At 43.9% G+C, this 13,251-nt stretch carries 9 protein-coding genes; 4 read left to right on the top strand and 5 right to left on the bottom strand.

Translation table 11 applies throughout. From position 1 onward, the window contains the following. Positions 1–346: 346 nt before the first annotated feature. The 3 genes from gcvP to OCV39_RS14640 all read right to left on the bottom strand — a co-directional run bounded on the left by gcvP (position 347) and on the right by OCV39_RS14640 (position 5,152). Positions 347–3,238 (bottom strand): aminomethyl-transferring glycine dehydrogenase, encoded by a 2,892-nt coding sequence (gcvP, locus tag OCV39_RS14650; protein ID WP_136995764.1) that lies wholly within the window; start codon positions 3,236–3,238, stop codon positions 347–349. Positions 3,239–3,413: 175 nt separating this feature from the next. Next, positions 3,414–3,794 carry a glycine cleavage system protein GcvH gene (gene gcvH, locus OCV39_RS14645; protein ID WP_113797783.1) on the bottom strand — a complete coding sequence of 127 codons (381 nt, stop codon included), beginning with the start codon at positions 3,792–3,794 and terminating at the stop codon, positions 3,414–3,416. A 62-nt stretch (positions 3,795–3,856) separates the two neighbouring features. Then, the gene (locus tag OCV39_RS14640) at positions 3,857–5,152 is read right to left on the bottom strand and encodes a serine hydroxymethyltransferase (RefSeq protein ID WP_017053429.1); all 1,296 of its coding nucleotides are present in this window, start codon (positions 5,150–5,152) and stop codon (positions 3,857–3,859) included. A 382-nt stretch (positions 5,153–5,534) separates the two neighbouring features. Between OCV39_RS14640 and OCV39_RS14635 the strand changes: the two genes are divergently transcribed. Both OCV39_RS14635 and gcvT read left to right on the top strand, forming a co-directional pair. After that, a complete protein-coding gene (locus OCV39_RS14635; protein WP_113797785.1) occupies positions 5,535–6,158 on the top strand; it encodes a helix-turn-helix domain-containing protein in 624 nt (207 codons plus the stop codon). A gap of 380 nt (positions 6,159–6,538) precedes the next feature. Beyond that, entirely contained in the window at positions 6,539–7,672 is a 1,134-nt protein-coding gene (gcvT, locus tag OCV39_RS14630) for a glycine cleavage system aminomethyltransferase GcvT (RefSeq protein ID WP_017053427.1), read from the top strand. A gap of 136 nt (positions 7,673–7,808) precedes the next feature. Here the strand turns inward: gcvT and norR are convergent, their stop codons facing one another. Continuing rightward, a complete protein-coding gene (gene norR, locus OCV39_RS14625) occupies positions 7,809–9,401 on the bottom strand; it encodes a nitric oxide reductase transcriptional regulator NorR (RefSeq protein ID WP_261889840.1) in 1,593 nt (530 codons plus the stop codon). Between the two features lie 243 nt (positions 9,402–9,644). On the opposite strand from norR, the gene norV reads away from it, so the two are divergent. Together norV and norW are read left to right on the top strand one after the other, a co-directional pair. Further along, positions 9,645–11,171, top strand: coding sequence for an anaerobic nitric oxide reductase flavorubredoxin (norV, locus tag OCV39_RS14620; RefSeq protein WP_261889839.1), 1,527 nt, complete (start codon positions 9,645–9,647; stop codon positions 11,169–11,171). Beyond that, positions 11,171–12,310 (top strand): NADH:flavorubredoxin reductase NorW, encoded by a 1,140-nt coding sequence (gene norW, locus OCV39_RS14615; RefSeq protein ID WP_261889838.1) that lies wholly within the window; start codon positions 11,171–11,173, stop codon positions 12,308–12,310. Before norV ends, norW begins: the two co-directional genes overlap by 1 nt. A gap of 49 nt (positions 12,311–12,359) precedes the next feature. Here norW and OCV39_RS14610 read toward each other — a convergent pair whose 3' ends face one another. Then, positions 12,360–13,235 (bottom strand): LysR substrate-binding domain-containing protein, encoded by an 876-nt coding sequence (locus OCV39_RS14610; RefSeq protein WP_261889837.1) that lies wholly within the window; start codon positions 13,233–13,235, stop codon positions 12,360–12,362. Positions 13,236–13,251 lie beyond the last annotated feature (16 nt).

The raw sequence follows: 13,251 nt of genomic DNA, 5'->3' as shown, positions 1-13,251 counted from the left end.
TTTCTCAACGCTGTTTGGCTCTGCAACAAGCAAAGGATTTTGTTCGCTGGGAATTCAAGAAAGCAAGCGTAAGTATGTGGGATAGAAGTAAGCGAAAAGGGTCGGCCTTGCCTTATGTTTGGCTAAGTTTCCTAAACTTGAAGTAATCCATTGATTACTAATTTAGCAAGGCCACTGACTCATTTTTGTCCAAAGATGAGTTTTAATTACGACGCATGAGAGTTTGCTTTGTTTCACCGATGTCTTTCATTTTCAATTTGAGCAAAAAAAAAAGCGAACCTCGTAGAGGTTCGCTTTTGAATTATTAAGAATTAACCAACTTAATTAGTTATCCTCAACTTGTTTCTTAATCTTCGTAGTTGTCGATACTTGGGCAGCTACAAATTAAGTTACGGTCGCCATATACGTTATCGACGCGGTTCACGGTTGGCCAGTATTTCGCATCTTTCGCTGCATTTGATGGGAAGCAAGCCAGTTCACGTGAGTATGGGTGATCCCACTCTACAGACATTAGATCCGCTTGAGTATGAGGTGCATTCACCAGTGGGTTATTGTCTAGTGGCCACTCGCCATTTTTCACTGCTGCCATCTCTTCACGAATCGCAATCATCGCTTCACAGAAACGGTTTAGCTCTTCTAAATCTTCCGATTCAGTTGGCTCAACCATCAAAGTACCCGCAACAGGGAACGACATAGTTGGCGCGTGGAAACCGTAATCCATTAGACGTTTTGCAATGTCTTCTTCGCTAATGCCTGTCTCTTCTTTAAGTGGACGAATATCGATAATACATTCGTGAGCAACACGGCCGTTTGTACCGCGGTAAAGAACAGGGTAGTGAGGACGTAAACGTTCCATCACGTAGTTAGCATTTAGAATCGCGACTTTCGTTGCGTCCGTTAGGCCCGGTTCACCCATCATTGCAATGTATGCCCAAGAGATAGGAAGAATAGAAGCACTGCCTAAATCGGCTGCGGATACGGCATAGTCGCTGCCTTCAACGCCATTTTCGATATGACCAGGAAGGAAAGGTGCTAGGTGAGATTTAACACCGATAGGACCCATACCCGGGCCGCCGCCGCCGTGTGGAATACAGAACGTTTTGTGTAAGTTAAGGTGCGAAACATCAGAGCCGATGAAGCCCGGGCTAGTTAGACCCACTTGAGCGTTCATGTTCGCGCCATCAAGGTAAACTTGGCCGCCCGCTTCATGAACCATTTCACATACTTCTTTCACTTGTTCTTCGTACACACCGTGTGTAGAAGGGTAGGTGATCATGATGCTTGCTAGGTTGTCTCTGTGCTTCTCGATTTTAGCAGCCAAATCAGCCATGTCGATGTTGCCATCTTCATCACACTTAGTTACCACTACTTTCATTGAAACCATAGATGCCGTTGCAGGGTTCGTACCGTGTGCAGAGCTTGGAATCAAACATACATTGCGATGACCTTCGCCACGGCTTGCGTGGTAACGTTGAATCGCGATTAAACCTGCGTATTCACCTGAAGCACCTGAGTTAGGTTGCAGCGAGAAATCATCATAGCCAGTGATTTCACATAGCTTCTCTTTAAGATCTTTTGCGAGTGCTGTGTAACCTGCAGCCTGCTCTAATGGAGCGAATGGGTGGATTGAACCGAATTCAGGCCATGTTACCGGAATCATTTCCGCAGCGGCATTAAGCTTCATCGTACAACTGCCTAGTGGAATCATACCGTGAGTCAGCGAGAAGTCTTTGTTCTCAAGCTTTTTCAGGTAACGCATCATCTGTGTTTCACTATGGTGAGTGTTAAACACTGGGTGCGTTAGGTACTTAGATTCACGACGACAGCTTTGTGGAATCGCTGCAAATTCATTGTTTGAAATTTCAGTTGAAAGCGCATTGACGTCTTCATCTACACCGAAAATGGCAAACAAATCTTGGATATCAGCGGTTGTTGTTGTTTCATCGATACTTACGCCTAATTGATTCTCAAGTTTGCGTAGGTTGATATCTGCTTGTTGTGCTTTATTAAACAGTGAAGTCGTGTTGTCGCCACTGTTTGGCGTATTAGTGTTAATAGTGATGGTGTCGAAGAAGCTGTTGTGAGCCAGTTCGTATCCAGATTTTGTTAAACCTGCTGCTAGAATTGCTGTTAGGTGATGAGTGCGGCGAGCGATAGTGCGCAAGCCTTCAGCACCATGATAAACCGCATAGAATGAAGCCATGTTTGCCAGCAGAGCTTGAGCGGTACAGATGTTTGATGTCGCTTTCTCGCGGCGGATATGTTGCTCACGAGTTTGCATTGCCATACGCAGTGCTTGGTTGCCTTTTGTATCGATAGAAACACCGATAACACGACCTGGCATAGTACGTTTGTGTTTTTCACGAGTCGCCATGAATGCCGCGTGAGGGCCACCGTAACCCATAGGTACACCGAAGCGTTGAGCAGAACCGATAACGACATCCGCGCCCATTTCACCCGCCGGTTTTAGAAGAGCAGAAGCCAGAAGGTCTGTCGCAACCGTCACGACGATTTTGTTTGCTTGAGCGGCAGAGATGATATCGGTTAAATCGCGAACTTCACCTGTTGTACCTGGGTATTGAACCAAGGCACCAAATACGTCTTGCTCTGCGAGTGTTTCAAGTGCGCCAACCATCACTTCAAAGCCGATGAACTCAGCACGAGTTTTTACAACTTCTAGTGTTTGTGGGTGAACATCGTCTGCTACGAAGAAGACTTTGCTTTTGCTTTTGCCTGCACGTTTACATAGCGTCATCGCTTCGCCTGCGGCCGTTGCTTCATCAAGCAGAGAGGCGTTTGCGATGTCCATGCCTGTTAAATCCATTACCATTTGTTGGTAATTAAGCAGCGCTTCTAGACGGCCTTGAGATATTTCAGGTTGGTACGGTGTGTACGCAGTGTACCAGCCTGGATTTTCCAGAACGTTACGCAGAATAACGTTAGGAGTAAATGTGTTGTAGTAACCTTGGCCAATGAAAGTGCGTTTGATTTGGTTTTGATTGGCAAACTGCTTCAATGTGACGAGCATGTCATATTCGCTTTGAGGCGCGGCAAGGGACATTGGTTTTTCTAGACGAATTTGAGCAGGAACTGTTTCATCGATAAGTGATTCAAGGCTGGTGGCGTTGATCATATCTAACATTTTTTGCTGATCTGATTTGTTCGGGCCGTTATGGCGGGCAACAAATTCGTTTTGAGTACCTAAGTCGGTAAGCAATTGGCTATGTGGCTGAGTCATGGCAATAATCTTCTCTTGGCTGGTCAAACAAATATTTCACACTCAATCTTTAGAAATGCGATTAAGAGAACGACTCTTAAACGTTCCTTGTATCTAAAGTATGCGTTCCTAAAATTAAGCTGCCCTCGAAAGAGCAGCTTTGATAGAGCGGTTACTCTTTAATATGTTGCGCTAATTAATCTTCTTCAATGCTAGCAAGGTACTCTTCTGCACCTTTTAGATTGTCTAGTTCAGATGCATCAGCAAGCTTCACTTTAACAATCCAACCACCTTCATAAGACTCTTCGTTGATTAGCTCTGGGCTGTCTTCAAGTTCTTCGTTGATTTCAACAATTTCACCAGTAACAGGTGCGTAGATGTCCGATGCCGCTTTTACAGATTCAACAAGTGAAAAGCTTTCACCTGCTTCAACTTCGTCACCTTCTTCTGGCAGGTCTACGAATACTACGTCACCTAGCATTTCTTGAGCGTGCTCTGAAATACCAATAGTTACAGTACCGTCACCGTTGTCTTTTACCCATTCGTGGCTTTCTGCAAACTTCAGTGTGTTGTCCATTGCTAATCTCCAAAAAAGTTATGTTCGGATTTATATCCAGTTAGTCATTAAATCTAAATGTATTAACGGTATAGAGGGAATCGGTTACAGAGCTCTTTCACTTGTTTGCGAACGCGCTGTTCTACTTCTGCGTTACCTTCAGGGTGTTCTACAAGCCCATCCAGAACGTCACCAATCCACTCTCCGATGAGTTTGAATTCTTCACTGCCGAAACCACGGCTAGTGCCAGCTGGTGTACCCAATCGGATGCCAGATGTAATCATAGGTTTTTCTGTATCGAATGGAATTCCATTTTTGTTACATGTGATCCCTGCACGTTCTAAAGCTTCTTCTGTCTTGTTGCCTTTTAGGCCTTTAGGGCGAAGGTCAACCAGCATTAGGTGTGTGTCAGTTCCGCCAGTCACGATGTCACAACCGCGAGTTTGCAACACTTCAGCAAGAACTTTTGCGTTCTCGATCACTGAATCGATATATGTGCTGAACTCAGGGCCAAGGGCTTCACCAAATGCGACGGCTTTCGATGCGATAACGTGCATCAGCGGGCCACCTTGAAGGCCTGGGAATACGGCAGAATTAATCTTTTTATTGATGTCTTCGTGGTTAGTCAGAATCATACCGCCACGAGGGCCACGCAGTGTTTTGTGCGTTGTTGTTGTTACAACGTGAGCGTGTGGTAGTGGGCTAGGGTGTGCGCCTGTTGCGATAAGGCCAGCAATGTGCGCCATATCGACCATCAAAATTGCGCCTACTTCATCGGCAATTTCACGGAATTTAGCAAAATCGATAACGCGTGGAATAGCAGAGCCACCCGCAATGATCATCTTAGGTTGATGCTCTTTAGCCAGTTCAAGAACAGCATCGTAATCGATTTCTAATGTCTCTTTATCTACGCCGTATTGAACCGCGTTGAACCACTTACCAGAAAGAGCAGGGCGAGCACCATGAGTTAAGTGGCCGCCAGCATCCAGAGACATTCCTAAGATAGTGTCTCCAGGTGTGAGTAACGCAAGTTTTACTGCACCATTGGCTTGTGCGCCAGAGTGAGGTTGAACGTTTGCGTATTCACAATTAAAAAGTTTTTTCGCACGTTCGATAGCGATAGCTTCAACAGTATCGACATGTTCGCAACCACCGTAATAACGGCGACCAGGATAACCTTCAGCATATTTGTTGGTTAAACATGTGCCTTGAGCTTGCATAACGGCTTTAGAAACAATGTTTTCTGAAGCGATTAATTCGATCTGTTCATTTTGGCGAGCATTTTCAGCTTGGATTCCCGCAAAAACAGCGTCGTCTGTAGCAGCAAGATTCGTTGAGAAAAAACTTTCTAAGCTGTGATTCTGATAAGTGTTATTCATTGTAGATGACCTTCCAAATTAGCTGATGAACTTGAATTATTGTTGTTCGTTCATCTGGTCTTTCGTATGTGTCTGCATTGGTTGTAACGTAAAGTGTAGGGCCATTGCAGTGCGAATATAGTGTCCCAAATGGGTAAAAATCAGCTTGGCGTAAATGTTAATAAGTCAATTTGTCCAAACTTGAAATAGCATCTCTTCATCTAACAAGTCGATAACATAACTTTCGTTGCGCCAATAATCAATCAAAAATTTCCTATAGGAAACAGAGTTTCTGTTTTTGCTACAGGGAGCACGCTTTATTTGCCTGTATGCCCTTTAATCAATTAAGAGCTTCGTGCAACAATGATAATTAGACAGGAAGTATTAAAATATAGAGGGAAATATGTCGGAAGATATCTATGACGAATACCCGTCCCTGACCTTGGCGAAGGAATCCCAAGATCAAAATATAGAACCATTAAAATTGGGACAACGAATTAAAGAGGTTCGTAGCAAGTTAGGTATAACGCTGGAAGAGGCAAGCCAGCGTACAGGTTTAGCGCGTTCAACCTTGAGCAAAATTGAAAATGAACAGATTTCGCCCACGTTTCAGGCTATGCAAAAATTGGCTCTTGGTTTACAAATAGATATGCCTCAACTGTTTGAACCACCAAGGAAAAAGGTGGCGACAGGGCGTCGCGATATTACCAAGTCAGGTTTAGGTAAATCACACCCTACGCCGACATATGAACATGAACTGCTTGCGACGCAACTTTCTAATAAAAAAATGATGCCGTTCAAGAGTCGTGTTCATGCCCGTTCGTTTGATGAATATGGGGACTGGGTTCGACACGATGGGGAAGAGTTCCTGCTTATTCTTTCTGGCAATGTGATGTTTTATTCTGAGTTTTATGAACCTGTCGAATTAAGTGAAGGGGACAGCGTTTATTACGACGCAAATATGGGGCATATGTTGATCTCTACGAGTGATGAAGATGCGCATATTTTGTGGGTAACAGCAAAGTAATTCGATAAAAGGTGAATTTTCTTATAGTGGATGCAACCGTTTGCCTTTGTCTGTATCTAGCTGAAATAGATACTGTTTTAATGCTTGGAAGTGATTTTATCTCGCTTTCAGGCTGAATTTTGAATGTAATAAAACTGTTAAATGTCACATTTTTAGCTGTTTTAATCTTGTTAAAGGTGTAAAAACAGTCATGCTTGTTTACTATAGTGAACATAGTTTACTTAAGAGAAACTTTTGATTGATGAGGCTGGCAAGCGTCAAACTCATTATTCATTTTTTCATCACTTGCTGATTAGGCTGCGCTCAAGAGAAGTTCGGCTTAGTTAAGATCACAAGCTACATACTCGAATTTGCTGGGTCTGGCTTAATGGAGAAATAAAATGACTCAAGAAAACGTTAATCAAGAAATGCTGAAAACCCCTTTACACGCTTTGCACGTAGAAGTTGGCGCGAAAATGGTGCCGTTTGCTGGCTATGATATGCCAGTGCAATACCCGCTTGGCGTGAAGAAAGAGCATTTACATTGTCGTGATGCTGCGGGTCTGTTTGATGTTTCTCATATGGGTCAACTTCGTCTCCATGGTGCGAACGCAGCAAAAGTTCTTGAGTCTTTGGTTCCAGTGGACATAATTGATTTGCCATCAGGTAAGCAGCGTTACGCGTTCTTTACTAATGAGCAAGGCGGTATTATGGATGATTTGATGGTGGCTAACCTTGGCGATCACCTATTCGTTGTTGTTAATGCCGCGTGCAAAGCACAAGATATCGACCACCTGATTGCTCACCTTCCAACGGATGTTGAGCTTGAAGTGATTGACGATCGTGCGCTACTTGCGCTGCAAGGGCCAAAAGCCGCAGAAGTGCTTGCTCGTTTTCAACCAGCTGTCGCTGACATGCTGTTCATGGATGTGCAAAAATTAGACATTGATGGCGTGGAATGCATCGTGAGCCGCAGTGGTTACACGGGTGAAGATGGTTACGAAATTTCGGTTCCTAATGATCATGCAGATGCTCTCGCTCGTAAATTAACAGCGGAAACTGAAGTTGAATGGATTGGTCTTGGTGCGCGTGATTCTCTACGTTTAGAGTGTGGTCTTTGCCTATACGGTCACGATTTAGATACGACTACCACACCTGTTGAAGCAAGCTTGCTTTGGGGTATTCAAAAGGTTCGTCGTACTGATGGCGAACGTGCTGGTGGTTTCCCTGGTGCCGATATTATTCTGGATCAGCTGATCACGAAAGATGTGAAGCGTAAGCGTGTTGGTCTGGTTGGTCAAACGAAAGCGCCTGTGCGTGAAGGCGCTGAACTATTTGATGCGGAAGGCAATCAAGTGGGTGTCGTAACCAGCGGAACGGCAGGGCCGAATGCGGGTAAACCTGTATCAATGGCTTATGTACGCACAGATTTAGCGGTGATTGGGACTGAAATTTTTGCTGACGTTCGTGGTAAAAAACTCCCAATGACAGTAGAAAAAATGCCATTCGTTCCACAACGTTACTACCGTGGCTAAAAGCTAAAAGCTAAAAGCTAAAAGCTAAAAGCAGGGCATTCGCTTGTTAGCATTCGAAATGCTCTAAGCAACAAATAAAAAAGAACTCAGCGATGGCTGGGTTCTTTTGGTTTAGGGTAAACGTTCAGGCGCTACGCTATTTCAATCCGAGTCGCTTCATTAATCGATGCAGGTTCCCGGGGTTAAGTCCAAGCTGTTTAGCAGTCGCACTGAGGTTTTGTTCGTTTTCTAAATAGGCGTGCTGAATAAACTGAGTTTGAAACTGCTCTGTCGCTCGTTTTAGCTCTAAATCTTGTAAATGCTCAAAGTTGTGCAGGTTAGTAAGATCGTTGTCAGAGTGAGATTGCTGTCCATTGGCACTACTGGCATTTAGGTGAGTCTCAATATCCAATAACCTGTCTGGTTCATTACTCATTTGAAAGTGATGGGGTTGCAGTGTGAGGTGGGCACTATTTGATTCCGCTCTTGCTAAAACCGCCGCGCGATTGATTGCATGTTCTAGCTCACGAACATTACCTAACCAACGGCTTTGCAGCAAAAGCGCAAGTACTGGAGCAGAAAGGTTGATACTGGCAATATTCAGTTTATGTTGGCAGCGTTCTGCAAAAAAACCAGCAAGTAAGATGACATCTTTATCGCGCTTACGAAGTGGTGGAACGAATATTGGAAAAACGCTCAAGCGATGGTATAAATCAGCTCTGAACTGCCCTGTTTTTACCTCTTCATGCATGATCCGGTTGGTCGCCGCGACAATGCGAACATCAACTTTGATGTGGCTGTCATCACCGACACGCTGTATATCCCCGTATTGCAAAGCGCGAAGCAGTTTCGCTTGTAAGCCTAACGATAACTCACCAATTTCGTCGAGAAATAGCGTTCCCTTATTTGCCAGTTCGAACTTACCTTTTCGGTTACTGATCGCGCCAGTAAAGGCCCCTTTTATGTGTCCAAACAACTCACTTTCAGCAACAGATTCAGGCAGCGCAGCGCAATTTAAATAAACTAATGCTTCCTCGTTTCGTTGTGATTGAGCATGAATGGCCTGAGCCACCAGTTCTTTACCAACGCCCGTTTCACCCATAACAAGAACGGAGAGGTCAGTATTCGCGACAGCGCTGATTTGATTTTTAAGCTCAATCATAGCCTCTGACTGACCAATGATCTCTTGCTGCGTTGCACGTGTATGGGCTTGGGACATGTCACTGTGGTTGACGCCAGCGTTGCGTTCCAGTCTTTCCATCAATAGAGCGGTATGAAGGCTACTTGCAGCAAGCGCACTGATCAAACGTAGCTCATGATCAGAGAAACGGCTGAACTGCATAGGATCAAAAGCATCAATGGTGACCGCGCCAATAAGTCGGTCATCTTGCAATAAAGGTAAGCCGATACATGCATGTACCTTTAACTCGTCCTCATGATTTGGAATTAGGCCGTCGTAAGGATCAGGGAGGTCGCTGTCAGAAGGAAATCGAACAACATCACCCGCTCTTGCAATAGCTTCTAAACGCGGATGCTGCTCAATATCGAATCGACGCCCCATTACATCATCACTTAAGCCATTAGTTGCGAGTGGAGTGAAGTGCTGATCTTGATAGATCAATAGTGCGGACGCATCGCACTTCAACATATTTCGAACCGTTGCTAATAGTCGAACAAAACGGTCTTGTTCCGAAATTCCAGATGTAATGTCTAACGCCACCTGAATCCACTCTTGCTTATATTTATCCATTTCAGTCGCCTTGTTTTGCTTACCGTTCACTATAACAAATATGGGGAATAAGAGAGAGTGAATTGTTTGTCAAAATAACACTAATTGTCATTTATACAAATCATACTTTGTTATCAAAATGACAATTCAAAATATTATTTTAAGGTAATTCTATTAAAATCAATAAGATAATAACTTGGCACGGCAGGTGCAATAAGGAGTTCAGATTCAACATTTATTATTAAACTGTTTATAGGTAAAGCCATGACAATTCATGTAAAAAACAATATTCACTGGGTCGGTCAACGTGATTGGGAAGTTCAAGATTTCCACGGAACAGAATATAAAATGACCAAGGGTACCAGCTATAACAGTTATCTCATTCGTGAAGAAAAAACCGTATTGATTGATACGGTTGACCATCGATTCAGCCATCAGTTTATTCAAAATTTAGAGATGGAAATCGACCTTAAAAGCATCGACTACATAGTCATGAATCATGCAGAAGAAGATCACTCAGGTGCGTTATCGGCACTGATGGAAAAAATCCCCAACACGCCTATCTACTGTACAGAAGCGGCGATTGATTCGATTGTTGGGCACCATCATCATCCTGAATGGAACTTTAAAACCGTCAAAACCGGCGATAGCTTGGATATTGGTAACGGTAAACAACTGGTGTTTGTTGAAGCGCCGATGCTGCATTGGCCAGATAGCATGATGACTTACATCACTGGTGACGCTGTATTATTCAGTAACGATGCGTTTGGTCAGCACTACTGCGATGAGCACTTGTTCAATGATGAAGTGGATCAAAATGAGTTGATGGATCAATGCTTGCGTTATTACTCGAATATCCTCACGCCCTTCAGCAGTTTAGTGATTGCGAAAATCAAAGAGGTGTTGAGCTTTAACTTACCGGTCGACATGATTGCGACGTCTCATGGCATTGTTTGGCGCGATAATCCGATTCAAATTATCGAGAAATATTTAGAGTGGGCAGACAATTATCAAGAAGATCGAATCACGATTTTTTATGACTCAATGTCGAACAATACTCGAATGATGGCTGATGCGATTGCACAAGGTATTCATGATGTGGATCCAAGTGTTGCAGTGAAAGTCTTTAATGTTTCACGCCAAGATAAGAATGAAATTCTTGCCAATGTATTCCGCTCTAAAGGCGTGCTGGTCGGCTCTTCTACGATGAATAACGTAATGATGCCAAAAGTGGCGGGTATGCTAGAAGAGATCACTGGTCTGAGATTTAAAGAGAAGAAAGCCGCTGCATTTGGTAGCTATGGTTGGAATGGCGGGGCGGTTGATCGTATCCATGCTCGCTTAACTGATGCTGGTTTTGAAACCGCGATTAGCTTAAAAACGAAGTGGCGACCAGATGGTAAAGCGATGCGAATTTGCCGTGAACATGGACAACAAATCGCCAAACAGTGGGCATTACATGATTTAGCCGCCGTTCCATTGAATGCTGAAACCAAATCCAATTCTGGTTTAGTTGCCGCAGAGCTGCCTGTATCTAATAAGACCGTCAATACAAGCGTTGAAAATACGGTTGAGCATATTGACCCGAAATCTAACGATGCACACGGTGATAACTGCCAATGCATGATTTGTACGGTGTGTAACTGGGTATATGACCCAGCCATTGGCGAAGTGAACCAGGGTGTTGAGCCAGGAACCGCGTGGGATGCCGTTCCAGATTACTTCCTTTGCCCTGAGTGTAATTTAGGCAAAGATGTCTTTGTTCCTCACCAACGTTCCGAGGTCGCATAATGACAGCTCCGATAACCATTATTGGCAGTGGTTTTGCTGCTTATCAACTGGTGAAGTCGATCCGTCGCCAAGATAATAGTGTCTCAATTCGCGTGATCACTGCCGATGATGGACATGATTATAATAAGCCGGATTTAAGCCATGTATTTTCTAAACAGCAGCAAGTTAGTGATGTCATCACATTGAAATCGGAAGCGTTCGCACAGCAGTATCATGTTGAGCTTCTAACCAATCATCAGGTGACATCTGTTGATGCTGAAGCGCAAACAGTGACTTCCAATGAGAAAACATACAGTTATTCGTCGCTGGTTTTCGCGACGGGAGCAACACCATTTGTCCCTCCTTTTGCAGGAAGCGCCAATAACCGGATCATGACGTTGAATAGCTTGAAGGAATTTGAGCGCTACCAAACAGACATCTCAACATCTAAGCATATGCTGTTAATTGGTGGCGGCTTGATTGGAGTTGAATTAGCACTAGATTTGGCGAATTCAGGTAAAAAAGTGACTTTAGTCGAACCTAATACGACCTTAATGCAAAACTTGTTACCTGAGTATGTTGCTGAAAAATTGACTCAAGCATTAAAGTGCAATCAAGTGGTTGTTCATACAGAAGTCACGGTTACGGAACTTCATGAGCGTGAAGAGGAAATAATCACAGCGCAACTTAATGATGGCAGTAAGATTGAAGCTGACAGTGTGATGGTTTGTGCTGGCTTAAAACCCAACGTTGCCTTGGCTGAAAAGAGTGGATTAGCTGTAAATCGCGGGATCTGCGTAAATTCGCAGTTACAAACCTCGCAGCCAAACATTTATGCATTAGGTGATTGTGCTGAGCTTGATGGTCAGGTTAGGGCGTATTTACAGCCGACATTGATGAGTGCAACGGCGCTAGCGAAAACATTGCTTGGTAGTCCTAGTGCTGTGAATTTACCGTCGATGATGATTAAAGTGAAAACGCCGAGTTACCCTATTCAAGTTGCAGGTATTACCGATAGTAAACAAGTCACCCGCTGGAATATGGACATTGATGCTACGGGGATCATCGCAAAAGCCTTTGATGAAAAGGAAACGCTAATAGGTTTTGTTGTGACTGAACAGAAGGTAACACAAGCCTTTACCCTATTAAGAGCTTTATAAGATAAAAGACGGCATCATAACGAATGAGTTATGGTGCCACTTTCGCCCTCTATTTCAGCAGCCAATCCACCAGCATTGACAGTGAATGATTCTGTCTGTTTTTTGGTTGAATGAGAAAATACCCATTTCCCGACAGCACTGTTTGTGGATGAGGTGAAACGACTCTTCCCAGTAATAAATCTTGCTCCGCTAAAGTGATATCACCTACTGCTATTCCAAACCCTTGAACTGCTGCATTCATTGCTTGATCTAGCGTCGCAAAGTGTTGGTTCTGCTTACTCTGTAAATTAGCTTTGCCGACATGGTTCAACCAGGTTGCCCAGTCACTTTGAGCTGAATTGGCGTGCAACCAAGTAAATTGAGTGAAATCTTCTGGGGTGAGCGCTTTCTTCTGCTCAATCTCTGTCATTAGTTCAGGTCGGCAGATCGGCGTGAGTTTTTCTTCGAATAATAGATCACTCTGTAGTGCTTTTTGTTTAGGAGGTTGACCAAAAACAATCACAGCATCGAAAGGATCGAAGTTCGGTTCGAAGCGATGTTTGATGGTTGACGTCAATTCAACATCAATGTCCGGAAAGGCTTGTTGAAAGCTCATTAGTCTTGGAAGTAGCCATGACGTAATGCAGCTAGGAGCATTCAATTTAATGTGATCTGGGGAGGACGAGACTTGAGAGAGTGCACTTTTGAGCTGTGAGATGGTCTCTTCAATTAACGGAACAAGCTCAACCCCCTTAGGTGTGAGGGATAGCCCTCTTGCATGACGATAAAAAAGATCAATGCCTACATGCTGCTCCAAACTTTGAATCTGCCGACTAATTGCGCCTTGTGTTAAATTCATCTCCTTGGCGGCATGAGTCAAGTTGAGGTGATGAGCGGTCGCAAGAAAAGATTGCAGTGTTTTCGTCGAGGGAAGTGGTTTATTCATAAGTTAGCCATCAAAA

Source organism: Vibrio cortegadensis, assembly GCF_024347395.1.
Classification (GTDB): domain Bacteria; phylum Pseudomonadota; class Gammaproteobacteria; order Enterobacterales; family Vibrionaceae; genus Vibrio; species Vibrio cortegadensis.
The sequence above is the reverse complement of the archived record's forward strand: the minus strand, read 5'-3'. Positions and strand labels throughout refer to the sequence as shown.